Consider the following 24,583-nt stretch of genomic DNA (forward strand, 5'->3'; position numbering starts at 1 on the left):
CGGCCGGCGCCCACCTTCGGCTGGGAAGGCAGTATCAGCATGACATCAGAGGTTGTGGAGGGCGCCGCGGACCAGGTCGTGTTCGGCGGGGCCGACTCCCATGCCGACACCATTCACGTCGCAGTGATCAGCGACAACGGCGGCCACCTCGCGGACGCCGAGTTCGCCACCACCGCCGCCGTCGCCCGTCACTTCGGCGTCTGGCCCGCCACCATCTCCACCCTCGAACGCGGAATCCGCCGGGACGCCAACCTCACCCACGCCTACCGCGACTGGCTCCACGCGGCCTGACCGTTAGACGCGAACACTTCACTCATAGACAGTGGCGGCCTGAAGCGCTCTGGCCAGGAAGGTCCAGTCCCCGCCTTCTGGGAGCTCCTTCCCAACGTTCTGGTACCAGCCCGGCGAGTCATGCATCCATGCCGCAAGAGCCTCAAGGAAGCGGTCGAGGCTCTGGTTCTCCCATTCGTGTCCCCTGCGGAGGTAGTCCTGACGCAGTTCTCGAACGAAGGAGACCAGTTCGTCGCGACTGCGGACTTCGTCGTCGGGAGTCAGTGACATGCAGCGAAAGTACCTTGCGCCTCGTGCCTCAGAACGCTTGACGAGCAATAGGAGCATCAACGAGCTCGGGACTAGGATTCGGGGCATGGACCTGACCGTGCAGGACGTGGACCGGTTCGAGGCGTCCAGGCCGCGTCTGGAGGCCATCGCCTACCGTCTCCTCGGCTCGGCGAGCGAAGCCGAGGACGCCGTGCAGGACACGTTCCTGCGCCTGCACGCCGCCGACGTCGACCGGATCGAGGTCCCCGAGGCCTGGCTGACGAAGGTCCTCACCAACATCTGCCTCAACCAGCTGACGTCGGCCCGCGCCCGGCGCGAGACCTATGTGGGCCAGTGGCTGCCCGAACCGCTGCTCGCCGGGGACACGATGCTCGGCCCCGCCGACACCGCCGAACAGCGCGAATCGGTCTCGTACGCGGTGCTCACCCTCATGGAACGCCTCTCGCCCAACGAGCGGGCGGTGTACGTGCTGCGCGAGGCGTTCGGCCACTCGCACCGGGAGATCGCCGAGATCCTCGACATCAGCGAGTCCGCCGGCCAGCAGATCTTCCACCGCGCCAAGAAGCACATCGCGGAGGGCAAGCCCCGTGCGGAGGTCGACGAGGCCGCCACCCGGCGGATCGTCGAGGAGTTCCTCGCCGCCGCCACCAGTGGCCGGACCGAGCCGCTCGTACGGCTGCTCACCGAAGACGTGGTCTCCGTCGGCGACGGCGGCGGCAAGGTCCCGGCGAGGGCCAAGGCGTTCGGCGGCGCACTCGCGGTCTCGAAGTTCCTCCGGGGACTGTTCAAACCCAGCGAGGCCAAGCGCACCCTGGCCGGCGGGTCCCCCGCGCTCTACGCGACGACAGCCAACGCAGCCCCCGCCGTCGTCGCGGTCGTCGAGGACCGGGTCGTCGGCATCATGTGCCTGGAGATCACCGACGAGGGCATCGCCGCGTTCCGCAACCAGGTCAACCCCGACAAGCTCGAACGCGCGACGCGGCTGTGGGCGGCGGCCGACGACCACGGAGACCCCCTGCTCCACGCCTTCTGACATCAATGTGACTCACGTCACATTCCACTCCTGTCAGGAAACGCCCGGCTGTCCGGTTCAAGGGGCGAACCCGCGCGAGACAGGAGCAGGGAAATGCAGCACCGAATCATCATCCTCGGAGCCGGATACGCCGGAGCCACCGCCGCCGGGCGCCTCGCCAGGCGACTGCACCGCGAAGATGTCGCCATCACCGTCGTCAACGCCGAGACCGACTTCGTCGAGCGGGTCCGGATGCACCAGCTCGCCGTCGGCCAGGATCTCAGGCCCAGGCCCTTCAGCAAGATGTTCGCGGGCACCGGCGTCGAACTGAGGCGCGCGGAGGTCACCGGCATCGACGTCGACCGCAAGACCGTCACCGTCCGGGACGCGGACAGCGGCAGCGGCAACCGCAACGGCAACCGCAACCGCAACGACGGCGTCGGCTCCGGCTCCGGGCACCAGGAGCTGGAGCTGGAGTACGACAGCCTGGTGTACGCGCTGGGCAGCGGCTGGAACAGCCAGGGCGTCCCCGGCACCGCCGAGCACGCCCACGAGATCGCCGGCCGCCCGGGGGCCCTCCGTCTGCGCGAGCGCCTGGCGCGCCTGGAAGCCGGACAGCCCGTGGTCGTCGTCGGCGGCGGGCTCACCGGCCTGGAGGCCGCCACCGAGGTGGCCGAGGCCCGCCCGGACCTCGACGTCTCCCTCGCCGCCCGCGGCGGACTCGGCGACTGGCTCTCCCCCAAGGGCCGCCGGCACCTGCGCCACGTCTTCGACAAGCTCGGCATCACGGTGCACGAGGACACCGCCGTCACCGGAGTCGGAACCGACCACGTCACCACCGCGGACGGCACGTCCATCCCGGGCGCGGTCACCGTGTGGACCGCGGGTTTCGCCGTCCACCCGATCGCGAAGGCCACCGCCCTGGAAGTCACCGGCACCGGCCAGATCGTGGTCGACGGGGCCATGCGCTCGGTCTCGCACCCGGACGTGTACGCCATCGGCGACGCGGCCATGGTGATGGGCCCCGGCGACAAGCCACTGCGGATGTCGTGCGCCTCGGGCATCCCCACGGCCTGGCAGGCCGCCGACGGCATCGCGGCCCGCCTGACGGGCACCAAGCCCCCGCACACACCGCTCCGCTACTTCAACCAGTGCATCTCACTGGGCCGTAAGGAGGGCGTGATCCAGTACGTCACCGCCGACGACCGCGCGGTCCGGGCGGCCGTGACGGGCCGGTTCGCCGCGTTCTACAAGGAACTGGTCTGCAAGGGCGCGGCCTGGGGCGTAGCCAACCCGACCTTCGGCGTGCCGACCCGCCGCCGCCGAGTCGTCCGGGCGGGCGCCCAGGAGCCTGCAACCGTCAACGCCGTCAACGCCGAGGCCTGACCCACCGCAGCGCGCCGGGCCCTGGCCCGTGCCGGGCACAGCTGCTCAGCGCTTCTGTGCCCGGTACCTCTTGAGCAGCGCGGTGAGCTGCGTGTGGTCGGCACCACGGTTCAACGCCGCGAGGAGGTCATCGGGGCAGAGCTCATAGTGATCGCCCCACCATCGGCCGCCTCTGTTGTCCCAGATGCGATATCCGCCCGGCACTCCTCTGGCCACATACCGTCGTCGGCTCATGCCGCGTAACCACCCGCCCCCCGCGCTTCCTTAAGAGGCAGCACCGTACCGGCCGCAACTGCCACCAGGGACTACGCACCGGCGCGCTTCATTCACGCCGGACGGCGATCGGGCGCACGCCCAAAAACCACCACCGGCGCTGCCGCGAGGAGATGGAGACCAAGACGTTCCCCGAACACGACGGGCGACCACACGGGCGACCACACCCGTTATGCCGGTGAGCCGTAGCTGTCGGCGACAATCGCCCCATGCGCGCACTCCTGACCACCGGCACACCGCCCGCGTGGACCGTGACCGAAATCGAGCCGCCTGTCGTTGCCCCCGACCAGGTGCTGGTAGAGGTCGCCAACGCGGGGCTGAACCGCGCCGACCTACTGATGCGCGAAGGCGCTTACGTCCCGTCCAGCGCCGACTGGAACGTCGCACCGGACCGCGTCGGGTTCGAGATGGCGGGTCGAGTGCGGGCGGTCGGTGCCCATGTCACCGGCATCGCGGCCGGTCAGTACGTCATGGCACAGACGGGCGGCGCCTGCGCCGAGTTGGTCGCCGTCGACCACCGGCTCCTCCTGCCGGCGCCCGACCTCCTGGACCTCGTCGCCGCCGCCGGCCTGCCCAGCGCACTCCTCACCGAATACGACGCCCTGACCGGGGCAGCGCAGTTCCGGCCCGGCGACCGCGTCCTCATCACCGGTGGCACCAGCGGCGTCGGTCACATCGGCGTTCAGCTCGCCCGCGCCCTCGGCGCCCGCACGGTCATCACGACCACCCGCTCCGAGGCCAAGGCGGGCCTTCTGCGCGAGCTGGGCGCCACCCGGGTCATCAACACGGATTCCGAGGACATCGCCCAGGCGCTCGGTCCGGACGCCTTCGACGTATGCCTCGACCACCTGGGCGGACCCGTCCTCGCCGGCCTCATCGGCGCCGCCGCTCCCCGCGCCAGGATCGTGCAGATCGGACGGCTCGCCGGGACGCACGCCCACCTCGACCTCGAAACGCTCGCCGCCCGCCGGATACAGCTGATCGGCACCACCTTCCGCGGCCGCGGGGCCGACGAACTGCACGCCCTCACCGCCCGGCTGCGCGAAGCCCTGCCCGGCCTACTGCGAACCCACGACGTGCGCCCCGTCATCGACTCGGTCCTCGACCTCAGCGAGGCAGAACGTGCGGGGCAACTCCTCGACCGGCCCGGACTCACCGGCAAGGTGATCCTGCGTATCGCCTGACCCGGCCACACGGCCCTCCCGGGCGGTGGCTTCGGACCCTCCTCGTGCGGCCGGGACGACGCGATCGCGCCCCGGGCTGGTCTTGCGGCCGGGCATGCGACCGCGCCGGAACGGCAGGACAGGCCAAACAGTGCCCCAACTCGAAGAGTGAGTGCCGACGCTTACGGGACAGCCCCTCAGGCCGATGAGGCGCCGACGCTCAACATGTAGTCCACGTCGACGGAGAAGTCGCCCGACTGACCATGGATTTTCAGCAGGTGCTGGCCGGGAGCCAGGGACGGAAGCTGCGCCCAAAGACCGCACCCCGTAGCTGTGAAGCGCCCTTCCTCCCCGGTGACCTGGTTGCCTTGAACGCCTTCCACCGTGATCGGGTCACCTTCGTAGGTCTCCGGTTTCACCGGCTTGCCGTCGAGTGCCAGGGTCCCTTGCGCGCTCCCCATGAAGGCCGCACAGCTCCGGTGGTCTCCGACCAGATTGACGACAGGCACAGCGATCGGACGACCGGAGGGAATGTCGCACGCTCGTACGGCCCGACCGCCGGGGGTGCCGGCCAGAAACCACACATCGGGCGGTTGGTTGCGCCCGCACATCTTCCCGCTCGCGTCAGCCACAGGGCTGGTCGCCTTGGGCTCCGAGGCAGCCCATGTCCACCATCGGCCCTGCAACTCCGCGGAAGGGAGCTTCCCGTTCTCCGCCACCGGCGCGGTGCTCGCCGATGCCGGCCCCACCGTGTGCCCCGAGCCTCCGGCTGCCCGTGACCCGCACCCCGCCGTCGCCGCCAGCACAACAGCTGTCAGGCCCGCCGCCCCAACTCTGAACCACATATAGCCCCCTCCGGCCGTACACGCCGCCTCGGCATCACCGCCGACGCGACGTGAGCGGACACCCTATCCACGAGTTTGGGACCGGGCCCGCTTCGAGCCCGTTGCTGCACCTCGCCGCCGTCCGGGCAACGCGGCCGTCCGGGCAACGCGAGAGGCCCCCAGGATTTCTCCTGGGGGCCTCTCGCCTGCTGTGCACTCGGCAGGATTCGAACCTGCAACCTTCTGATCCGTAGTCAGATGCTCTATCCGTTAAGCTACGAGTGCTTGGCGTCCTGGACTTTTCTGCCCCGTCGGCGTTGCGAGAACAACATTACATGACCTGCGGCGTCAGGCGAAATCCATTAGCCCTACCGCTGCTGAGCTGTGGAAACACCCGTTCGGCGGCGTCCGGACGCAGACCTGTCCCCGCCCGTTCCACGCCTGCTCACGCCCCCTGCCCCGGACCGGTCCAGGACGAGCGCGCGCCGGGCCGGACGACCCGGGCGCGGATACGACCGAAGCCCCGGCCAGTGGCTCGGGGCTTCGGTGATCACGCGGAGGCGGAGGGATTTGAACCCTCGATGGGCTTTAAGACCCAAACCGCATTAGCAGTGCGGCGCCATAGACCGGACTAGGCGACGCCTCCAGCACACCCCGCGCCAGCGCGGGTGGTGCGTGCAGATGATGACACAGCTGCTCGCCGCGCCACCAATCGACGCCTACGGTACTAGGCAGTCGGCCGCCAGAGCAAAGTGCCCGCGGTTGCGCAACGCCGTGGCGTGCGGAGCGTTAGTGATGTGGGGGCGCCGCCCCCGCCGTTCCCCTCCGTCGGCGGCCATGGTCGCCGACGTGCACGAGCACAGGAGCTCGCATGCTGCGTCGCCTCGCCTTCACCGCTGTCGTGTCCTTCGCCGCGCTTTCCGCCACCGTCCCCGCCGCGACGGCGTCCGGCGGTCCCCTGCCGGTGCTCCCGCTACCGCTGTCGCTGCCCGTGCTCCAGGGTGACGACGGCCGGACGCATCTGACGGTCGTCGTCACCGGATCGGGGAACCCGGAGGCGGACGGCAGCTACGAGCTGGAGTGCGAGCCGGCGGGTGGCAGCCACCCCGTGGCGCAGCAGGCGTGCGACCGGCTGGCGCAGCTTCCGCGCGAGGGCGCGGACCCGTTCGCGCCGGTGCCGGGGGACGCGATGTGCACCCAGCAGTTCGGCGGGCCGGCCACCGCCCGGGTCACCGGTAGCTGGCAGGGGCGAAGCGTCGATGCCACGTTCGACCGGACCAACGGGTGCGAGATCGCCCGCTGGAACGGGCTGCGCCCGGTGCTGCCGAACCTGCGCTGAGCAGCGGCTGCGCCCTCCAGGGGGCGGCGCAAGGGGCACGTAATGGGCCAGAGTCGTACACCGTATGCACAGAACCTTGGTGAGAGCTCCCCCTCATCCGCCGCCCCTTGCCCCTCCCCTGCCTTTAGACTCCTCCAGTGACAGCCTGAGGCCCGAGGGGCAAGATGGGGCCGCTGTCGGCAAGGTGCAGTAATCAGGGAGGAAGCGTCGTCGTGAGCAGCAGGCCATCCCGAGGCGCTGCTCGCCTCGCAGCCATACTCGACGCCCTTCCGGACGGGCTTCTGCTCGTCAACTGCAACGGTACGGTCGTCAACGCCAACACCATCGCCCTCGAAATGTTCGAGACGCCGGGCACCGCGCTCGTCGGACGCGGACTGCTCGATCTGCTGCCGGAGTTCGACTCCAAGCTGATCCCGGGGTCGATGCGGAGGCCGGAGGCTGCGGACGAGCGGGGCCGGACCAAGCCCACGCGCATGACCGCGCGGCGGACCGACGGCAACGAGTACCCCGTCGAGGTGACCAGCGCCAGCCTGGAGGACGGGCAGGCCGCCTACAGCGACGTCCAGACGAGCTACAACGGCACCTATACGGGTGACGAGCTGCTGATGCTCGTCGTACGCGATCTGTCGGGCACCGTCGACACCGAGGCCGAGCTGGCCCGGTCGCAGCGGCAGACCGAGATGATCCTGCGGGCGGCGTCCGAGGGTGTCGTCGGTACGGACACGGACGGCCGGGTCGTCCTGGTCAACCCCGCCGCCGCCCAGATCCTCGGTTTCCGCGCCACCGACCTCGGCGGCCAGGAGCTGCACCCCCTGATCCTGCACTCGCGCGGCGAGGGCGAGCCGTTCCCGTACGAGGAGTCGCCGCTCGCCGACACCCTCAGGTCGGGGCGCAAGCACCGGGTGCGCGGGCAGGTCCTGTGGTCCAAGAGCGGCGCGCAGGTGCCGGTCGACCTGACCACGGCGCCCGTGCGCGACGGTGACCAGCTGGTCGGCGCGGTCATGACGTTCACCGACCGCAGGCCCTACGAGGAACTCGGCGAGCAGCACTCGACCGAGGTCTCCGATCTGACCGCGAACCACACCGCCGCCGTCGCCGAGCTGACCGCGAACCACTCCGCGGAGATCGCCGGGCTGACGGACCTGCACGCTGCCGAGCTGGCCGACCGGACAGAGCGGTACGCCTCCGCGATCGAGGAGCAGACCGAGCGGATGGAGGAACAGGCCGGGCAACTCGCCGACCTGTCCGCTCGGCACAGCCAGCTGACCGCCGTGCTCGGCGAATCGCTGCGCGGGCCGCTGGAGGAGCTGCGCGGCGAGCTGTCCACCCTCGCCGCCGATCCCGCGGGCCAGCTGTGGCCCGAGGCCAACCAGATCCTGCACCACCTGGCCGCGGGCTACGCGCGGATGACGACCCTCGTCGACAACGTGCTGAGCTACCAGCGTCTGGACGGCGGTTCCGAGGCACTCGTCAAGACGAACGTGCTGCTCGACGGCGTGGTGACGGCCGGTATCGACGCTGCCGTCGAGTTGATCGGCCCCGGCCGCGCCCAGTTCGCGGTGCACGCGCCGCCGATCGAGGCCGAGGTCGACGCGGGACGGCTGGTGACGGCGCTCGCGCACCTGGTCGCGGATGTCGCCGGCGTCGATTCCACCGGCAAGGCCCGGCTCGTGCCTGGCGGCGGCTATGTCGACTCCACGGTCGTCGTCGCCGCGGCGCAGCGCGGTGATGTCGTACGGATCGAGGTGCGCGGGCCGTTCGCCGGGGGAGACCCGGTGCACGAGCCGATCGTGCGCGGGATCGTAAGGGCGCACGGCGGCGTGCTCCAGACACATGAGATGCCGGGGATGAGCGGCAGCGCGTACGTCCTCGAAGTACCGCTGGGCGCGGGCTCGGGGACCGTGATGCCGCCGATGGCCCCGGACGCTCCGGTAGGGATGGCTCCGCCGGGTCCGGGTGCTCCGATGGGTCCGGAGGGTGCGCCGGCTTCGGGAGACGGACAGGCCCTGGGGCTTCCTCACGCTCCTCAAGCTCCTCAAGTCGAGCAGGTCGAGCAGGTCGCTCCGGTTGAGGGGGTTCCTCAGGGTGAACAGGTCCCTCAGGTCCCTCAGGTTCATCAGACGGAAGGGACCGGCGGGGGGCGGCGCCGGGCGCGCAGGTCGTCCACGGATGCCTTCCTGGAGAGCCCTGTGGGCGGTTCAGAGGGTGGGGACCGGCCCGAGGACACCGGGGCCGCCGAACCGACCGGGCGACGCCGTGCCAGGCGCCAGTCCGCCCCCGGCGCTGTCACCGAGTCCGTGGAGCCGTCCGCGGCCGCGGCTGCCGACGAGCACCCGGGGCCGAACCCGCACGAGCCGGTTCCGGCCCAGCAGGGGGAGGGTTCCGGGCGCAGGCGCGGCCGGCCCAGCCCGGCGGAGACCGGTGCCCGGGGCGCCGAGGCCCAACAGGGGCCGGGACAGGCCCTGGCGCTGCCCGCCGCGGCTCCGTCCGAGGGTTCCGTGGTGACGGCGGCCGAGGGCGCTGCCGGAGGCCGCCGGCAGCGCGGGCAGACCGTACCGCCGCAGGGCGTTCCGGCCGAGAGCCCGATGCCGGTGCCGGCCGCCGGTCACCGGGCGCAGCACGGCGGCGAGGGCCGGCTGGCCCTTCCCGCCGCCATGCCGTCGGTGAACGCCGTGGAATCCGCGGGCCCCGCGGCCTACTCCGACCTCGACGACGCCGCTCGGACGCAGACCAGGGCTCACGGGTCCCGCGCCGGCGCGTCCGCTCCCGAATCCGCGCCCGCGCGGCAGCAGCCGACCGGGCGACGGGCCCGGCGCGCGCTCTCCGCCGCACAGGACCGGGCCGCTCAGGCCGAGCCGTCCGGACCCAGGGTGCCCTTCGCGCTGCCGCCCGCCGACGCCGACCGGCTGCCGCCCGCCGCCGATGCCGACGCCTCGCTCCCGGGGCGTCACGACTCCGTTTCCGGTGCGCCGGACCAGGACCACACCCCGCCGCAGGCACACCCGCTCCCGACCGGAAGGCGCCGGGCCCGGCGCGCGGACGCGCACGCGGCACCGCCGCGGCCGGGGACACCCGGCCGGCCCGAGCAGGCCGTCCCCTTCGCGATGCCCGAACAGGCCGTCCCGTCCGCGCCCGCTCACCCGTCCACGCCGCCGGCACCGTCCGCGATGCCCGGCGCCTGGGAGCAGGAGGACGAGGGGGACTGGGCCCAGGACGGCGTACCGGACCCGGACCGGGTTCCGGCCGGGGCTGCGATGACCGGACCCGCCGGTGAGCAGCCCGACGAGGGGACGGAGTGGCCGGAGGCAGGCCACACCACCCACACCACAGGCACGGCGTCGGCCGGCAACGCCCGCGGCTCCGGCCGTGCCGAGGGCCCGACCGGCCCCTCCGGATCCGAAGGCCCCGCGGGCCCCGACGAGACCCGTCCGCGGACGCTGGTTCCCGGGCCGGACGCGCGGAGGCAGCCGCTGCCCGCCGAGGCACCCATGCCCGGAGGGTCCTCGGACTCGACGCAGGGGCGGGCGTTCAGCGTGCGGACGCTCGGGCAGGGCGTGCCGTTCGCCCAGCACATCGCGCACCAGCAGAACCAGACGCTCGGCGGCGCGGGCCGACGCCGCAAGCTATCCGCCCCGCCGGGGATCGATCCGGCCGACCGGACCGCCCCGCAGGCGCCCGCGACACCGCAGCCGGTGGACCCGCGGTCAAGTGACCCGCAGCCGGTGGACCAGCAGCCGAGTGATCCGCAGCCGAGTGACCGGCAGCCGGGGGGACCGCAGCCTGCCGACGGCGGCACCGGGCCCGGCGGCACGGGCGGCACCGTGCAGGGCTCGGGCTCCGGGCAGTTGATGTCCGCTCCGGCCGCCGAAGGACGCGCGTACGCCATAGGCGCACCCGACGAGGGCGCCGCCGAGGGGCCGGAGCTGCTGGACGGTCCCGGAGGCGCGGTCGAGGTCGCCAACCGCCCCTCACCGCAGCCCGTCGACGACGAGCTGCCGCCGGAACCGCTGGACAACCCGCGCCGACTGCTCGTCTGGCCGGCACCCGATGTCTCCACCCAGCAGGCGCTCAGCGACCGCGGCTACCGGCCGGTGATCGTGCACTCGCGCGAGGAGGTCGACTCACAGATCGCGGCGTTCCCCGCCGCGCTGTTCGTGGACCCGCTGACGGGCCCCATCACCCGCAAGGCGCTCCAGTCGCTGCGCCAGGCGGCGGTGGCGGCCGAGGTGCCGGTCCTGGTGACGGCCGGTCTGGGACAGGCGTCACGGGAGGCGGCGTACGGCGCCGACCCCGCCGTACTCCTGAAGGCACTCGCCCCGCGCGACAGCGAACAGCACCCGCCCCGGGTCCTCCTGATCGAGGAGCACGAGGACATCGCGTACGCGCTGACGCAGACGCTGGAACGCCGCGGCATGCAGGTCGCCTGTGCCGCGACCGACAGCGAGGCGGTCGCGCTCGCGACCCGCATGCGGCCCAACCTGGTGGTGATGGACCTGATGCAGGTACGCCGCCGCCGGGCCGGGATCGTCGACTGGCTGCGCGCCAACGGCCAGCTGAACCGCACGCCCCTGGTCGTCTACACCTCCGCCGACATGAGCCAGTCGGACCTGCCCAAGCTCAGCTCGGGCGAGACCGTGCTCTTCCTCGCGGAGCGCTCGACGAGCGACGAGGTGCAGGCCCGCATCGTCGACCTGCTCGCGAAGATCGGCACGAACTGACCGCTCGCGGAACGGATGCGGGCGTACCGTGCGGGGACGTGGAGAGGGCGGTACGGGGCCCCTTCCCGTACCGCCCTCTTCACGTCCTCGGTCCCGGCGAGCCCGGCCGGATCAGGTCGGGTCAGGTCGGGTCAGAGCTGGGTGATGTCCAGCCCGCCCTCCGCGTACTGCTTGCGGATCACCTTCTTGTCGAACTTCCCGACGCTCGTCTTCGGTACGGACGCGATCACCGACCAGCGCTCGGGCAGCTGCCACTTGGCGATGCCCTGCTCCGCGAGGAACGCCTTCAGCGCCTGGTAGTCGGCGCTCGCACCCTCCTTGAGGACCACGGTCGCCAGCGGGCGCTCGCCCCACTTGTCGTCCGGGACGGCCACGACGGCCGCCTCGGCCACATCCGGGTGCGCCATCAAGGCGTTCTCGAGCTCGACGCTGGAGATCCACTCGCCACCCGACTTGATGACGTCCTTGGCGCGGTCGGTGAGCGTGAGGAAGCCGTCGTCGCTGATCACCCCGACGTCACCGGTCTTCAGCCAGCCGTCCTCGCTGAACTTGTCCTCGGGCCGCAGCGCCTCGCCGCCCGCACCGCCGTAGTACGCACCGGCGATCCAGGAGCCGCGCACCTCCAGCTCACCGGCCGACTTCCCGTCCCACGGGAGGTGTTCGCCACCGGGGCCGACCAGCCGCGCCTCGACACCGGCCGGGAAGCGGCCCTGCGTGATGCGGTAGGGCCACTCCTGCTCCTCGGTCAGTCCGGCGGGCGGGTTGGCCATCGTGCCGAGCGGCGAGGTCTCCGTCATGCCCCAGGCGTGACAGAGGCGGACACCGAGCTTGTCGTACGCCGCCATGAGGGAGGGCGGGCAGGCTGCGCCGCCGATGGTGACGCGCGCCATGGAGGTGAGGTCGCGCGGATGGGCGGTGACCTCGGCCAGCAGCCCCTGCCAGATGGTGGGGACCGCGGCGGCGTGGGTCGGCCTCTCCCGCTCGATCATGTCTGCGAGCGGAGCGGGCTGGAGGAAACGGTCCGGCATCAGCATGTTGACGCCGGCCATGAACGTCGCGTGCGGCAGGCCCCAGGCGTTGACGTGGAACTGCGGGACGACCACCAGGGTGGTGTCCTTGTCGGTCAGGCCCATCGACTCGGTCATGTTGACCTGCATGGAGTGCAGGTAGATCGAACGGTGGGAGTAGACGACGCCCTTCGGGTCCCCGGTGGTGCCGGAGGTGTAACACATGGCGGCGGCCTGGCGTTCGTCCAGCTCCGGCCAGTCGTAGCCGGTGGAACGGCCGGCGATCAGCTCCTCGTAGTCGTGGACCCGGGGCGCGAAGCCGTCGAGAGGGGAACGGTCACCGGGCCCCACGACGACCACGTGCTCCAGCGACGTCAGCTGGGGGAGCAGCGGCGCGAGGAGCGGCAGCACGGAGCCGTTGGCGATGAGGACCTTGTCGTCGGCGTGCTTGACGATCCAGACCAGCTGCTCGGCGGGGAGCCGGAGGTTGAGGGTGTGGAGCACGGCGCCCATGGACGGGATGGCGAGGTACGCCTCCACGTGCTCGGCGTTGTTCCACATCAGTGTGGCGACACGCTGGTCCCCGTCGACGCCGAGTTCGTCCCGCAGGGCGTGGGCGAGCTGGTTGGCCCGCCGGCCGATCTCGGCGAAACTGCGCCGCTGCGGCTCGGGCTCTCCGGTCCAGGTCGTGACCTGCGACTTCCCGTGAATCGTCATCCCGTGGTTCAGGATGCGGGTGACAGTCAGCGGTACGTCCTGCATGGTGCTGAGCACGGCGTCCTCCCGGTGGGCGCTACGCGGCAGTAAGGTTCCGCTGATTCTGCGCACATACCGAGTGGTATGTCACTACTCCCGGGCGTACGAATCGGTGGCGTCCGGCAAAATCACACCAGACGGGCACAAGGGTCGAACCTACCTCCGTCATGTCCATGACCAGGGGCGACGCGCTCCGCCGGGCCGGGGACTCACCTGACCGGGGTCAGCTCCGGGTCCTGCCGCAGCTTGCCGAGCGCCCGGGACACGGCGCTCTTGACCGTGCCGATGGATACGCCGAGCACCTCGGCGGTCTGTGCCTCGCTGAGGTCCTCGTAGTAGCGAAGGACGACCATCGCCCGCTGCCGGTCGGGAAGCTTCAGCACGGCCCGCCACATCGCGTCGTGCAGCGACTGCTGCTCGGCCGGGTCGGGCCCGGGAACCGTCTCCTGCTCGGGCAGCTCGTCGCAGGCGTACTCGTCGATCTTGCGCTTGCGCCACTGCGAGGTCCGCGTGTTCAGCAGGGCGCGGCGGACATAGCCGTCGAGGGCCCGGTGGTCCTCGATCCGCTCCCAGGCGACGTAGGTCTTGGTGAGGGCCGTCTGCAGCAGGTCCTCGGCATCGCTGGGATTCGCGGTGAGCGAGCGCGCCGCGCGCAGCAGCACCGGCCCGCGTGCCTTCACGAACGACGTGAACGACGGGTACGGGACGTACGGCGCACGTGCGCCGTACGGAGTGCGCGTGGCGGACGGCGTGCGCGTGGCGGACGGCGTGCGCGGCACCGCGACCGGCGAGTGCGGAGCGCCCGGTGTGTGCGGAGCGACCGATGTATGCCGTGCGGGTGTCGGCCCGTGCGGCGGGTGCCCGGCGGGCGGCGCGTGTGGGGTCAGCGGCGCATGCGAGGTGTGCGGCGTGCGTCCGGCGTTGGCAACGGCTCCCCTGGAGGTGTCCGTGCAGACTGGCGTGGTCATGCCTCCACGCTAGGAGCGGGCGCCCCCTCGGGGATCGCCCCCAGGTCCCGAAACCGCGTCCGCCTCAGGGTGTAGGGCCGGTCCCCCTTCCACCTCCTGTAGGTGGAGGGGCTGTACCGGAGGACTCAGGGTCGCCCCGAGGGCTGTGCCGGGGCCGGACGGATGGGCCGGTGGGCGGATGGACGGATGGACGGACCGGCCCCCGGACCCGGGCACACCCGGCGCCGACCGCCTGGGTTCACCCGTCAGCACCCGGCCGCCCCGCTCTTCCGCCCAGCACCACCCGACGACCCCGTTCATTCCGCCCGGCCCAGCACGAGGCCGGACGTGGGTACCCCCGTGCCGGCCGTGACCAGGGACCGGGCCGCCCCGGATACCTGGTTCACCGAAGTGCCCCGGATCTGCCGGACGGCCTCCGCTATGCCGTTCATCCCGTGCAGGTACGCCTCCCCCAGCTGGCCGCCATGGGTGTTCACGGGCAGTGCGTCGGCCGCCATGAAATCGGCTGCCTCACCGGGTCCGCAGAATCCGAACTCCTCCAGTTGCATCAGCACGAACGGGGTGAAGTGGTCGTACAGGATCGCCACATCGATATCGGCGGGGGAGAGGCCGGAGTTCCGCCAGAGCTGGCGGGCGACGACATCCATCTCCGGCAGTCCCGTCAGCCCGTCACGGTAGAAGCTGGTCATCTGCTCCTGCGCCCGCCCGGCGCCCTGAGCGGCGGCGACGATCACCGCGGGCGGCTGCCGCAGGTCCTTCGCCCGCTCCGCACTCGTCACGACGACCGCCTGTCCGCCATCGGTCTCCTGGCAGCAGTCCAGCAGCCGCAGGGGCTCGACGATCCAGCGGGACGCCGCGTGGTCGGCCAGGGTGATCGGCTTCTCGTAGAAGTACGCCGCCGGGTTGCGCGCGGCATGGCGCCGGTCGGTGACCGCGACATGGCCGAAGGCCTCCGGCGTCAGCCCGTAGGAGTGCAGGTACCGCTGTGCCGCCATGGCCACCCAGGAGGCGGGCGTGAGCAGCCCGAAGGGCAGATTCCAGCCGAGCGCCGCACCCTCGGCCGTGGGTTCCCGCTGCTGCACCCCGGAGCCGAAACGCCGGCCCGACCTCTCGTTGAACGCGCGGTAGCAGACGACCACGTCGGCCACCCCGCAGGCCACGGCGAGGGCCGCCTGCTGGACGGTGGCGCAGGCCGCCCCGCCGCCGTAGTGGACGCGGGAGAAGAACGACAGCTCGCCGATGCCGGCCGCCTGGGCGACGGTGATCTCCGGACTGGTGTCCATGGTGAAGGTGACCAGTCCGTCGACATCGGCGGGGCCGAGCCCCGCGTCGTCAAGCGCAGCGTGGACGGCCTCGACGGCGAGCTTGAGTTCGCTGCGGCCGGAGTCCTTGGAGAACTCGGTCGCCCCGATGCCGGCCACGGCCGCCCGCCCGCCGAGTGAATCGGCCCTGCGCACGCTCATGCGGATCCCTCCGGGACGCCGATGGTCACCGTGCCGGTGACATGTCTGCCGAGCCCGTTGGCGCCGACCACCGACACCTCGGCCGTCCCGTCGTCACCGACGGCGGTCACCTTGCCGCTCAGCACCATGGTGTCGCCGGGGTAGTTGGGGGCGCCCAGCCTGATGGCGACCCTTCTGAGCACGGCCGAGGGCCCGAAGTGGTCGGTGACGTACCGCCCGACCAGGCCGTTGGTCGTCAGGATGTTCATGAAGATGTCCGGCGACCCCTTCTGGCGTGCCAGCTCCGCGTCATGGTGCACGTCCTGGTAGTCGCGGGAGGCGACCGCGCCCGCGACGATCAGGGTGCGGGTCACCGCGATCTCCAGCGGTGCCAGCTCCTCGCCGACCTTCACCACGGCCCCGATCCCTCCTCCACCAGTAGTCCGCCGAGTTCCTGAAGCACTTCGCTGCCGCAGCCGAGATGGGCGTCGAGCTGACGTCCCCAGAGGAAGTGCCGGTGCACGGGATGGTCGAGATCGGCCCCCGTACCTCCGTGCAGATGCTGCGCCGCGTGCACGACCCGCTTGCCCGCCTCCGACGCCCACCACGCGGCGGTCAGCGCCTGCGCCGCGTAAGGCAGCGCCCGGTCGCGGCGCCACGCCGCCTCGTACGCCGTGACACGTATCGCCTCTGTGTCCATATGGGCGTCGGCCGCTCGCAGCAGCACGCCCTGGTTGGTCGAGAGCGGTCGTCCGAACTGTTCGCGTGTGCCGGTGTGTTCGACAGCACGGGCCACCGAACCGGCGCACACTCCCGCCTGCAGCCCCGCGAACGCCGTCCGGGCCATGGCCAGCACCTCCCCGTACGCCTTCGGTCCGCCCAGCCGTTCCCCCGGAGCGCCGGTGAGCACGAGCCGCCCCGCCGACCACGGGGCGGTGGTCTCCACGGGCGCGGTCAGTACACCGGTATCCGCGGTCCGCACGATCCACAGCGACCGGTCCGCGGCAACGACCAGGACATGGGTGGCCTCCCTGAGCCACGGCACCAGCGGCACCGTGCCACTCAGCCGGCCCTCCGGATCCGCCCGTACGGAACAGCGTGCCGGGAACGCCCCCGCCGCCACCGCCGTGCCGTCCCGGAGCGGGGGCAGCAGCCGCTCGCGCTGCTCGTCCGTACCGTGCTCTGCGACGGCGAGCAGCCCGTACACACAGCTCGCTGCGAAGGGCACCTGCGCGGTCGTCCGGCCCTGTTCCTCCAGGAGGAGCACCAGCCCCAGGAGGCCGATCTCCTCCACCGCTCCGGGCAGCCCGGCGGCGCAGAGCTCCTTCCACAACTCGGCGTCCGTGCCGGTGCCGGCCGCGGCCAAGCGGTCATGCGTCGACAGATCCCCGAAGATCCGCGCGGCGAGCCCCTGTGCCGCTGCCTGCTCCTCAGTGGGTGCGAAATCCATGTCAGCCCTCACTCCCCCGGAAGACCGGAAGCTCCAACTCGGTGTCCGTGCGCAGGAACTCCAGCCTCACCGGCATGCCCACCCGCACCTTGTCGTAGGGCACCCCGATCACGTTGCTGACCATGCGGACGCCCTCAGCGAGCTCTATCAGCGCCACCGCGTACGGTCCGGCCTCATCGGACGTGCTGAACGCGGGGAAGGGCGGGTGATGCATCACGACGTACGAGAAGACGGTGCCGTCGCCGGATGCCTCGACCGTGTCCCACTCGGACGATCCGCACGGGTTGCAGCCGGGCAGCCAGGGGAAGCGCAGAGTGCCGCACGCCCCGCAGCGCTGGATCAGCAGCTGGTGGTCGGCGACGCCCTGCCAGAATCCGGCGTTGTCCCGGTTGACCACCGGCCGGGGCCGCAGGTTCCCGCGGCCCCGTCGCTCCTCCGGCTTCCCGGCGCTCTTCGCCTGCGCCGGCCGGTACTTGAGGATCCGGAAGCGGTGCGTCCCGGCCGGCTCGTCCTGTGCCCTGACGTCCATGCGTGTGGTGATGAAGTAGCCCGTGCCCAGCTTCGTCGTCTTCCGCTCGGACACCGCCTCGATCATCGCGTCGAACGTGATGCGGTCGCCGGGCCGCAGGGGCCGCAGGTACTCCTGCTCGCAGTCGGTCGCGACCACCGACCCGTACCCCGCACCGTCGAGCAGGGCGAACAGTTCGTCGTACGCCGCTCCCCGGTCCGTGTGCCCCGACAGGCCGCCCATCGTCCACGCCTGCAGCATGGTCGGCGGTGCAACGGCGTCCGGACCGGTGTACGCCGGATTCGTATCCCCCACGGCCTCGCACCAGTGCCTGATCATCGCCTCGTTGACCAGGTCCTTTCCGCTGCCTGCGGCGGCGGCCGCCCGGCCCTCGTACGCCCTGAGCCGCTCGTACAGCTCGTCCGGCGCGCCCTGCCCGTCCGTCACCGTTTCCCCCTCCTCATGCCGAGACGCATCGTCGCGACGATCTCCCGCTGCACCTCGCTCACCCCGCCCCCGAAGGTGTTGATCTGCGCCGCCCGGTTCATCCGCTCCAGCTCCCCGTCCCCGAAGGAGCCGGGTGAACCGCCGCGGATCAGCCCCGCGTCGCCGGTGATTTCCTGGCACATTCGATACACCTCTACGGCGCTTTCGGTGCCTACGAATTTCACGCCGCTCGCATCGCCGGGGGCCAGCGCACCGGCGCCGACATCCCCGACCAGACGCCAGTTGAGCAAGCGTGTCGCCGCCAGCCGGGCATAGGCCTCGGCCAGCCTGGAACGAATCCAGGGCTCATCGACGGGACGCCGACCGGTCAACGGATCGGGCGTACGGGCGAAGTCGAGCGCCGCGTCGTAGAAGTCCTCGGCCTGCATGCCGATGGCGGCCAGCGCCACCCGCTCGTGGTTCAGCTGGTTGGTGATCAGCCCCCAGCCCTCGTTCTCCGCGCCGACCAGCCCGGCGGCGGGAACCTGAACGCCGTCGTAGTACGTGGCGGTCGTCGTCAGCCCGCCCACGGTCTCGATGGGCGTCCAGGAGAAGCCGGGCGCGTCCGTCGGCACGAGGATGATGGAGATGCCCCGGTGTTTGGGCGCCTCGGGATCCGTGCGGCAGGCGAGCCAGATCCAGTCCGCGTTCTGCGCGTTGCTGGTGAAGATCTTCTGCCCGTCGATGACCCAGGAATCGCCCTGCCGCACGGCTCTGGTGCGCAGAGCGGCCAGGTCGGTGCCGGCCTCCGGCTCGCTGTAGCCGATGGCGAAGACGATCTCCCCGGCGAGGATCCGCGGCAGGAAGTACTCCTTCTGCGCCGCCGTCCCGTACTTCATGAGGGTGGGGCCCACCGTGTTGAGGGTGACCATCGAGACGGGGGCACCCGCCCGGTACGCCTCGTCGAAGAACACGAACTGTTCGTCGGCGCCCCGCCCCTGCCCGCCGTACTCGACCGGCCATCCGAGCCCCAGCATCCCGTCCGCGCCGATGCGGCGCAGGAGCCGCCGCTGTTCGGCCGGGCTTTCGGCCCCCGGGCCGGGGCGGCCAGCCGGGTCAGGCATCACATCGCGGAAGTAGGCGCGGAGTTCGGCGCGCAGCTGTAGCTGGCGCTCCGTCGGGGCCAGGTGCACGACGACTGCCTCCCGGGACGTGGCTGCGGATCAGTCTCCTGACTGAGTTTCTGACTGTCCGTCAGTTCCCGTACGACTGTCAAGGCACCCGACAGCACCCTCTCGCCCGCACCCGCGTCCCATCCCACGTCTCCCGCCTCCCGTCACCTCCCGTGCGAGAACGACAACGGCCTCCGCGAGAACGACGACGGCCCGCGCGCCGCCACCGAAGTGGCGCCGCGCAGGCCGTCGTTCCCCCAACTGCGACCCGGCCCCCCGACCGGCCGCAGCAGGCACTGGATCACCAGAGATTGGTGAAGTTCACCGCGACGTCGTGGCTGGACTGGTCGATGGCGGTGAACGCCGAGCCGCTCACCTGGGCGGACGTGCTCGTGTTCGACGCCCCGTCACCGACGGCCTGCTGCTGCGAGGTGGACGAATTGCCGAGGTTGGCCCCGCCGACACCACTGCCACTGATCGTCGCCACACCCGCGTTCGATCCGTCGTTCGCGAACGAGCCGTTGTCGGCCTGGGCCACTCCGCTCAAGAGAACGGCGGCGAGGGGCAGAGCGGCAACAACGGCGAGGGCGCGAGCGGTACGGATGCTTGCCATGTCTATTCCTCCAGGAACCGAAAGTAAGGCTGATCCCGGGCCAGTTGGCCGACCGTCCGGGTGGTGGTGCGACGTCGCGAGATCAAGGTTGCCCACGGCCACCCCGGCGAACCGCCCATGGATTTCGATTCCCTCGCAAGCGTGAGGAAGCGCCGATAAACCCCCAGACATCACAAAGTCCCAGGTCAGCCTCGCGTACATACACAACCCTTGCGGCGCGCGAGGAGAAGCGTTACGCCACATCACTCCGCACACCACCTTCGAACCCCTCTCCCTCTTCCCATATTCGAACGTTAGTACGAACATAGAGTCATGGCCATCACAGACCGGCGAACCTCCACCCTGGCCCTGGCCCACGCACTGTCCGCGGCCGAACACGGGCTCCCCGTCATCCCGTTGTCCGCGAGCAAGCTCCCCGCCCTGCGCTCCCCGCACCACGGCGAGGACCGCCCGAGCAGTTGCCGGGGCGCCTGCGGCCTGCCCGGACACGGCGTCCACGACGCCACCACCGACCCCGCCGCCGTACGTGCCCTCTTCGCCGCCGCGCCCTGGGCCACCGGCTACGGCATCGCCTGCGGCCGCGCTCCGCACCACCTCATCGGCATCGACCTCGACATCGACACCACCGGCCGGAACGACTCTCCGGCAGCCCTCCGCGGACTGGGCGTCCAGCACGCCTTCACCATCCCGCCCACCGTCACGGTGCTCACCCCCAGCGGCGGCCGCCACATCTGGTTGGCCGGCCCGCCCGGAGTGGCCGTACCGAACTCCGCCGGCCGCCTGGCCCCCGGCATCGACGTCCGGGGCACCGGCGGCTACCTGGTCGGCCCCGGCTCGGTGACCGCCCACGGCAGCTACCGACTCCTCCCAGGCACCGGCAGCCTCCCCCCGGCCCCCTGCCCCCGCCCCCTGCTCGAGCTGCTGACACCTCCCGCCCGCCACCACCGGCACCCGACCCACCCCGACGAACGAGGCAGGGGGCTGATCCGGTTCGTCCTCGCGGCGGACGAGGGCCAGCGCAACACCCGGCTCTTCTGGGCAGCCTGCCGCGCCTACGAACACGGCTTCGGCGAAACCCTGGCGAACGACCTCACCGAGGCCGCCATCAGCACCGGCCTCCCCGAACACGAGGCCCGCGCCACCATCGCCTCCGCGGCCCGCCTCACCACAACCCGCTGCCAACCGCCGCACTGACGCCGTCACGGGCCGGACCGATGCGATTCGATGCGGGCCCGTGCCGATGCGTGCCGATGCGAGCCGGGCAGGCCGATGCGAGCCGGGCATGCGAACGGCCCCCGACCGATTCACCTGGTCAGGGGCCGTTCATCTGCGGTGGGTGTGGGATTTGAACCCACGGTGACATCGCTGCCACGACGGTTTTCAAGACCGTTCCCTTAGGCCGCTCGGGCAACCCACCCCGCGCCGACGGTCGAGGACCTGCTTTCGACGCGAGGACAGCCTAGCCGGTCAGCTGTCGCCCTTGCGCTCCCCCAGGGTGACTTCGGCGGTGGACGTCTTCCCGTCGCGCTTGTAGGTCAGCTTGACCTTGTCGCCCGGCTTGTGGGTCCAGATCTCACCGATCAGGGTCGGACCGCTGTCGACCACCGTGTCGTTGAACTTCGTGATGACGTCCCCCGACTTGAGACCGGCCCGGCCCGCGGGGCTGTCCTTCGGTACCGCCTCCGTGCCGCCCGAGCCCTGGTCGGAGATGACCGCGCCGCCCGTCTTGTCGTCCATCGTCACCGTGGCGCCGATGACCGGGTAGACCGGCTGGCCCGTCTTGATCAGCTGTCGGGCGACGTTCTCCGCCTGGTTGATCGGGATCGCGAAGCCGAGGCCGATGGAGCCCGCCTGGCTCTGGCCGGTGCTGCTGCCGGTCGACTGGATCGCCGAGTTGATCCCGATGACCGCGCCGCCCGCGCTCAGCAGGGGGCCGCCGGAGTTGCCCGGGTTGATCGAGGCGTCGGTCTGCAGGGCGCTCATGTACGAGCTGCTGCCGCCGGAGCCGTCACCGGAGGCGACCGGGCGGTTCTTGGCGCTGATGATGCCCGTGGTGACCGTGTTGGACAGGCCGAAGGGGGCGCCGATCGCGATCGTCGAATCGCCCACTGCCACCTGGTCCGAGTTGCCCAGTTCCAGCGGGGTGAGGCCCTGCGGCGGGTCCTTCAGCTTCAGGACCGCGACGTCGTAGCCCTCGGCCCGCCCGACCACCTCGGCGTCGTACTTCTTGCCGTTCGAGAACGTCGCCGTGAGCTGGCCGTTGTCCGCCGCGGATGCCACCACGTGGTTGTTCGTGAGGATGTGGCCTTCCTTGTCGTACACGAAGCCGGTGCCGGTGCCGCCCTCGCCGTCACCGCCCTGCGCGTCGATGGTGACCACACTGGGCAGCGCCTTGGCGGCCACACCCGCCACCGTGCCCGGGTCGCGCTTGAGGTCCTGCGGGTTGGCCGACGCCGCGACCGTCGTCGAACCGGCCGAACCGGAGCTGTCGTTGCTGTCCGCGGCCCAGTAGCCGAGCGCTCCGCCCACTCCGCCCGCGACGAGCGCCGCCACGGCCACCGCTGCCACCAGCCCGCCGGCGCCCCGCTTGCGGGGGGCACCCGGCGCGTGCAGCTGGCCGGGCGGCCCCCATGCCGGGCCGCCGCCCTGCGCCCCATGGGCGTAGGCGGGAACGGCGGGCGGGGGCGGCGGCCAGCCGGCGTCTGCCGCCGACTGGGGGGCGGGAGGGGGCGTGTGGGGCTGCTGCGCCCCCGGGACCTGCGCCATCGGCGCGGTCGCCGGGTCGTGCGCCGGGGGGACCTGCGGCTGCGCGGCCGTCACATCCGGCTGCGGCGGGGCCGGAGGCGTGCTTCCAGGGGAGCCCTGGGGAGCATCGGCCGGCACTGGAGGTGCGGACGGAACGGACGGGGCGGCCTCGGCCGCGGTGCCCTCGTTGCCCTCGTTCTCTGTGCTCACAGCTCTGTACTCCTCGGTTCCACATCATGATTCGGCAAGAGATCCGCTGTGTACGTGTCTGGAGTCAGCTTTTCCCACAGCACGTCAGACCACTGTAAGCAGGACCTGTGCATCTGTGCACGGGTCTTTACATCGGGCAAAACGGTCCGGCGTCGCAAGGTACGCGCACCCCGGGGCTCACCCGGTGACACCATGACGCGGTGACCCAAGCACGGCAGCAGCACAGCACGCAGCATCCCATCCAGGTCATCGCACACCGAGGTGCGTCCGACGACGCCCCCGAACACACCCTGGCCGCATACCGGAAGGCGATCGAGGACGGCGCCGACGCCTTGGAGTGCGACGTACGACTCACAGCCGACGGCCATCTCGTATGCGTACACGACCGACGGGTGAACCGCACGTCCAACGGCCGCGGCGCGGTCTCCACCCTGGAGCTCTCCGAGCTCGCCGCCCTCGACTTCGGCTCTTGGAAGGACCGGGAGGAGTCGGAGTCCCCGGACTGGGACCCGGTGCCGGGCGAGCTCACCTCCGTACTCACCCTGGAGCGACTGCTCGAACTGCTGGTCGAGACGAGGGCCGCCGGGCGTCCGCTCCAGCTGGCCATCGAGACCAAACACCCCACCCGTTGGGCGGGCCAGGTCGAGGAGCGCCTGCTGCACCTGCTGAAGCGCTTCGAGCTCGACGCGCCACCGTCCGACGGGCCCTCACCGGTCCGCATCATGAGTTTTTCGGCCCGCTCCCTGCACCGCATCCAGGAGGCGTCACCGGATCTGCCCACCGTCTACCTGATGCAGTTCGTATCGCCGCGACTGCGCGACGGACGGTTGCCGGCCGGCGCCAGGATCGCCGGCCCCGGGATGCGGATCGTGCGCAGCCACCCCGGCTACATCGACCGCCTGCACCGCGCCGGCCACCGGGCCCACGTCTGGACGGTCAACGAACCTGAGGACGTCGACCTCTGCGTCCGGCTCGGGGTGGAGGCAATCATCACGAATCGCCCGAAGCAGGTCTTGGCGCAACTTGGACGCTCTTCATATCAGTAACAGGGTGTACACCGGCGCATTCGGGCTGTGTTCGATCGTTACGAGTGCGTCACTGGCAGACCATTGGCCGGTTTCCGGCCCATCCCAGGGGGGCATCCACACCGTGGCGTGGGGCAAAGGAGGTCTCGGGGGTGGCGTTGGTGGTGGCACAGGAAGTGCCCACGTCGTCGAGCATGGCCGTACCCCATGGCCCTGCGGGCGTGGGCCAGGCAAGGCACCGGATGCGTGAGCAGTTGCGCAGCCACGGAGTGCCGGATTCGGTCGTCGACGATGCTGTATTGATCCTTTCCGAACTGCTCAGCAATGCCTGCCGGCACGGCAGGCCGCTGGGTCGGCAGAGCGATATGGGAGAAGGCGACGTGCGCGCCGCCTGGCGCGTGGACAGCACGGGCGGCCTGACCGTCGAGGTGACTGACGGCGGCGGTCCGACCCGACCAGTTCCGGCCACTCCATCAGTGACCGCCCGCGGCGGCCGAGGGCTCAACATCATCAGTGCGCTCGCCAAGAAATGGGGCGTACGTGACGACTCGTCCGGCGAGGTCACGGTCTGGGTGCTGGTGAACGAGGGACCGGGCCGCGCGGGTGGCCGACCTGGCGGGCGGGCCAACGGACGGACATCGGGCACGACCGGTCTGTCGGGCACGGCCGGGGTGTCGGCCGCACCTGCTGTACCGGGCGTACCTGCTGTACCGGGCGTACCGGGGCTCGACGGACTGGATCTCGCCGCCTTCGGCGACGCCTTCGACGACGCGGGCTGAGGCCACGGACGGACCGGCGGCCACGGGCGGGCCGGCGGGCAGGCAGGTGGGCGGGGTACGGACCGCCTGGGTATGGATGGACCGCCTGGGCGCATGGACCGGCCGGACCGGCTGGGTACGGACCCAGCCTGGGCACGCACCGGCTGGAGTGACCAGGCGGACAGGCAGACAGGCAGGCCGGACAGAGAGGCCGATCCGCTTCCCGG

The 24,583-nt window shown here is 71.3% G+C and carries 21 protein-coding genes and 3 tRNA genes; 9 read left to right on the plus strand and 15 right to left on the minus strand.

Annotated features, from left to right (window positions below; translation table 11 throughout):
* Positions 1-39 precede the first annotated feature (39 nt).
* Entirely contained in the window at positions 40-291 is a 252-nt protein-coding gene (locus ACFVJX_RS15895; protein WP_384124899.1) for a hypothetical protein, read from the plus strand.
* 18 nt (positions 292-309) lie between these two features.
* On the opposite strand, the gene ACFVJX_RS15900 is transcribed toward ACFVJX_RS15895, so the two are convergent.
* A complete protein-coding gene (locus tag ACFVJX_RS15900) occupies positions 310-561 on the minus strand; it encodes a hypothetical protein (protein ID WP_384124897.1) in 252 nt (83 codons plus the stop codon).
* An 85-nt stretch (positions 562-646) separates the two neighbouring features.
* Here ACFVJX_RS15900 and sigJ point away from each other — a divergent pair, with 85 nt between their 5' ends.
* Both sigJ and ACFVJX_RS15910 read left to right on the plus strand, forming a co-directional pair.
* Positions 647-1,594 carry an RNA polymerase sigma factor SigJ gene (gene sigJ / locus ACFVJX_RS15905; protein WP_384124895.1) on the plus strand — a complete coding sequence of 316 codons (948 nt, stop codon included), beginning with the start codon at positions 647-649 and terminating at the stop codon, positions 1,592-1,594.
* Between the two features lie 93 nt (positions 1,595-1,687).
* Entirely contained in the window at positions 1,688-2,959 is a 1,272-nt protein-coding gene (locus ACFVJX_RS15910) for an NAD(P)/FAD-dependent oxidoreductase (protein WP_384124893.1), read from the plus strand.
* A 45-nt stretch (positions 2,960-3,004) separates the two neighbouring features.
* Here the strand turns inward: ACFVJX_RS15910 and ACFVJX_RS15915 are convergent, their stop codons facing one another.
* A complete protein-coding gene (locus ACFVJX_RS15915) occupies positions 3,005-3,193 on the minus strand; it encodes a hypothetical protein (RefSeq protein WP_384124891.1) in 189 nt (62 codons plus the stop codon).
* A 248-nt stretch (positions 3,194-3,441) separates the two neighbouring features.
* Between ACFVJX_RS15915 and ACFVJX_RS15920 the strand changes: the two genes are divergently transcribed.
* Positions 3,442-4,416 (plus strand): zinc-binding dehydrogenase, encoded by a 975-nt coding sequence (locus ACFVJX_RS15920; protein WP_384124889.1) that lies wholly within the window; start codon positions 3,442-3,444, stop codon positions 4,414-4,416.
* Between the two features lie 176 nt (positions 4,417-4,592).
* On the opposite strand, the gene ACFVJX_RS15925 is transcribed toward ACFVJX_RS15920, so the two are convergent.
* From ACFVJX_RS15925 to ACFVJX_RS15935, 3 genes are all read right to left on the minus strand, one after another.
* The gene (locus ACFVJX_RS15925; RefSeq protein ID WP_384124887.1) at positions 4,593-5,027 is read right to left on the minus strand and encodes a signal protein; all 435 of its coding nucleotides are present in this window, start codon (positions 5,025-5,027) and stop codon (positions 4,593-4,595) included.
* Between the two features lie 404 nt (positions 5,028-5,431).
* Positions 5,432-5,504: transfer RNA gene (locus ACFVJX_RS15930), tRNA-Arg, on the minus strand.
* Between the two features lie 270 nt (positions 5,505-5,774).
* Positions 5,775-5,865: transfer RNA gene (locus ACFVJX_RS15935), tRNA-Ser, on the minus strand.
* A gap of 225 nt (positions 5,866-6,090) precedes the next feature.
* Between ACFVJX_RS15935 and ACFVJX_RS15940 the strand changes: the two genes are divergently transcribed.
* Both ACFVJX_RS15940 and ACFVJX_RS15945 read left to right on the plus strand, forming a co-directional pair.
* Positions 6,091-6,558: an SSI family serine proteinase inhibitor gene (locus tag ACFVJX_RS15940; protein WP_384124885.1), complete on the plus strand. Its 468-nt coding sequence runs from the start codon at positions 6,091-6,093 to the stop codon at positions 6,556-6,558.
* Positions 6,559-6,770: 212 nt separating this feature from the next.
* Positions 6,771-11,276, plus strand: coding sequence for a PAS domain-containing protein (locus ACFVJX_RS15945; RefSeq protein WP_384124883.1), 4,506 nt, complete (start codon positions 6,771-6,773; stop codon positions 11,274-11,276).
* Between the two features lie 131 nt (positions 11,277-11,407).
* Here ACFVJX_RS15945 and ACFVJX_RS15950 read toward each other — a convergent pair whose 3' ends face one another.
* The 8 genes from ACFVJX_RS15950 to ACFVJX_RS15985 form a co-directional block, all read right to left on the minus strand.
* Positions 11,408-13,057: a long-chain fatty acid--CoA ligase gene (locus ACFVJX_RS15950; protein WP_384124881.1), complete on the minus strand. Its 1,650-nt coding sequence runs from the start codon at positions 13,055-13,057 to the stop codon at positions 11,408-11,410.
* Positions 13,058-13,248: 191 nt separating this feature from the next.
* A complete protein-coding gene (locus ACFVJX_RS15955; protein ID WP_384124932.1) occupies positions 13,249-13,818 on the minus strand; it encodes a SigE family RNA polymerase sigma factor in 570 nt (189 codons plus the stop codon).
* Between the two features lie 485 nt (positions 13,819-14,303).
* Positions 14,304-15,470 carry a lipid-transfer protein gene (locus ACFVJX_RS15960; RefSeq protein WP_384124880.1) on the minus strand — a complete coding sequence of 389 codons (1,167 nt, stop codon included), beginning with the start codon at positions 15,468-15,470 and terminating at the stop codon, positions 14,304-14,306.
* A complete protein-coding gene (locus ACFVJX_RS15965; protein WP_384124930.1) occupies positions 15,467-15,862 on the minus strand; it encodes a MaoC family dehydratase in 396 nt (131 codons plus the stop codon). The genes ACFVJX_RS15960 and ACFVJX_RS15965 overlap by 4 nt, the downstream gene beginning before the upstream one ends.
* On the minus strand, positions 15,859-16,899 hold the full coding sequence (locus ACFVJX_RS15970; RefSeq protein WP_384124878.1) for an acyl-CoA dehydrogenase family protein: 1,041 nt from the start codon (positions 16,897-16,899) through the stop codon (positions 15,859-15,861). The genes ACFVJX_RS15965 and ACFVJX_RS15970 overlap by 4 nt, the downstream gene beginning before the upstream one ends.
* A 1-nt stretch (position 16,900) precedes the next feature.
* The gene (locus tag ACFVJX_RS15975) at positions 16,901-17,854 is read right to left on the minus strand and encodes a bifunctional MaoC family dehydratase N-terminal/OB-fold nucleic acid binding domain-containing protein (RefSeq protein WP_384124875.1); all 954 of its coding nucleotides are present in this window, start codon (positions 17,852-17,854) and stop codon (positions 16,901-16,903) included.
* Positions 17,851-19,026: an acyl-CoA dehydrogenase family protein gene (locus ACFVJX_RS15980; protein WP_384124873.1), complete on the minus strand. Its 1,176-nt coding sequence runs from the start codon at positions 19,024-19,026 to the stop codon at positions 17,851-17,853. The genes ACFVJX_RS15975 and ACFVJX_RS15980 overlap by 4 nt, the downstream gene beginning before the upstream one ends.
* Positions 19,027-19,306: 280 nt before the next feature.
* Positions 19,307-19,618: a hypothetical protein gene (locus ACFVJX_RS15985; protein ID WP_384124871.1), complete on the minus strand. Its 312-nt coding sequence runs from the start codon at positions 19,616-19,618 to the stop codon at positions 19,307-19,309.
* Between the two features lie 312 nt (positions 19,619-19,930).
* Here ACFVJX_RS15985 and ACFVJX_RS15990 point away from each other — a divergent pair, with 312 nt between their 5' ends.
* Positions 19,931-20,812 (plus strand): bifunctional DNA primase/polymerase, encoded by an 882-nt coding sequence (locus tag ACFVJX_RS15990; protein WP_384124869.1) that lies wholly within the window; start codon positions 19,931-19,933, stop codon positions 20,810-20,812.
* A 136-nt stretch (positions 20,813-20,948) separates the two neighbouring features.
* On the opposite strand, the gene ACFVJX_RS15995 is transcribed toward ACFVJX_RS15990, so the two are convergent.
* Both ACFVJX_RS15995 and ACFVJX_RS16000 read right to left on the minus strand, forming a co-directional pair.
* Positions 20,949-21,035, minus strand: a tRNA-Ser gene (locus tag ACFVJX_RS15995).
* Positions 21,036-21,085: 50 nt separating this feature from the next.
* Positions 21,086-22,573, minus strand: a complete 1,488-nt coding sequence (locus tag ACFVJX_RS16000; protein ID WP_384124867.1) for a trypsin-like peptidase domain-containing protein — start codon at positions 22,571-22,573, stop codon at positions 21,086-21,088.
* Between the two features lie 200 nt (positions 22,574-22,773).
* Between ACFVJX_RS16000 and ACFVJX_RS16005 the strand changes: the two genes are divergently transcribed.
* Positions 22,774-23,619 carry a glycerophosphodiester phosphodiesterase gene (locus ACFVJX_RS16005; protein WP_384124865.1) on the plus strand — a complete coding sequence of 282 codons (846 nt, stop codon included), beginning with the start codon at positions 22,774-22,776 and terminating at the stop codon, positions 23,617-23,619.
* A gap of 44 nt (positions 23,620-23,663) precedes the next feature.
* The gene (locus ACFVJX_RS16010; RefSeq protein WP_384124863.1) at positions 23,664-24,377 is read left to right on the plus strand and encodes an ATP-binding protein; all 714 of its coding nucleotides are present in this window, start codon (positions 23,664-23,666) and stop codon (positions 24,375-24,377) included.
* Positions 24,378-24,583: the final 206 nt, after the last annotated feature.

Source organism: Streptomyces sp. NPDC127177 (assembly GCF_042672475.1).
Classification (GTDB): domain Bacteria; phylum Actinomycetota; class Actinomycetes; order Streptomycetales; family Streptomycetaceae; genus Streptomyces.

Excerpts from the sequence above, each read along its gene's own strand:
- ACFVJX_RS15910 (WP_384124893.1), top strand. The coding sequence starts at position 1,688 with ATGCAGCACCGAATCATCATCCTCGGAGCCGGATACGCCGGAGCCACC.
- ACFVJX_RS15920 (WP_384124889.1), top strand. The coding sequence starts at position 3,442 with ATGCGCGCACTCCTGACCACCGGCACACCGCCCGCGTGGACCGTGACC.
- ACFVJX_RS15970 (WP_384124878.1), bottom strand. The coding sequence starts at position 16,899 with ATGGATTTCGCACCCACTGAGGAGCAGGCAGCGGCACAGGGGCTCGCC.
- ACFVJX_RS15895 (WP_384124899.1), top strand. The coding sequence starts at position 40 with ATGACATCAGAGGTTGTGGAGGGCGCCGCGGACCAGGTCGTGTTCGGC.
- ACFVJX_RS15940 (WP_384124885.1), top strand. The coding sequence starts at position 6,091 with ATGCTGCGTCGCCTCGCCTTCACCGCTGTCGTGTCCTTCGCCGCGCTT.
- ACFVJX_RS15900 (WP_384124897.1), bottom strand. The coding sequence starts at position 561 with ATGTCACTGACTCCCGACGACGAAGTCCGCAGTCGCGACGAACTGGTC.
- ACFVJX_RS15985 (WP_384124871.1), bottom strand. The coding sequence starts at position 19,618 with ATGGCAAGCATCCGTACCGCTCGCGCCCTCGCCGTTGTTGCCGCTCTG.
- ACFVJX_RS15960 (WP_384124880.1), bottom strand. The coding sequence starts at position 15,470 with ATGAGCGTGCGCAGGGCCGATTCACTCGGCGGGCGGGCGGCCGTGGCC.
- ACFVJX_RS15990 (WP_384124869.1), top strand. The coding sequence starts at position 19,931 with ATGGCCATCACAGACCGGCGAACCTCCACCCTGGCCCTGGCCCACGCA.
- ACFVJX_RS15915 (WP_384124891.1), bottom strand. The coding sequence starts at position 3,193 with ATGAGCCGACGACGGTATGTGGCCAGAGGAGTGCCGGGCGGATATCGC.
- sigJ (WP_384124895.1), top strand. The coding sequence starts at position 647 with ATGGACCTGACCGTGCAGGACGTGGACCGGTTCGAGGCGTCCAGGCCG.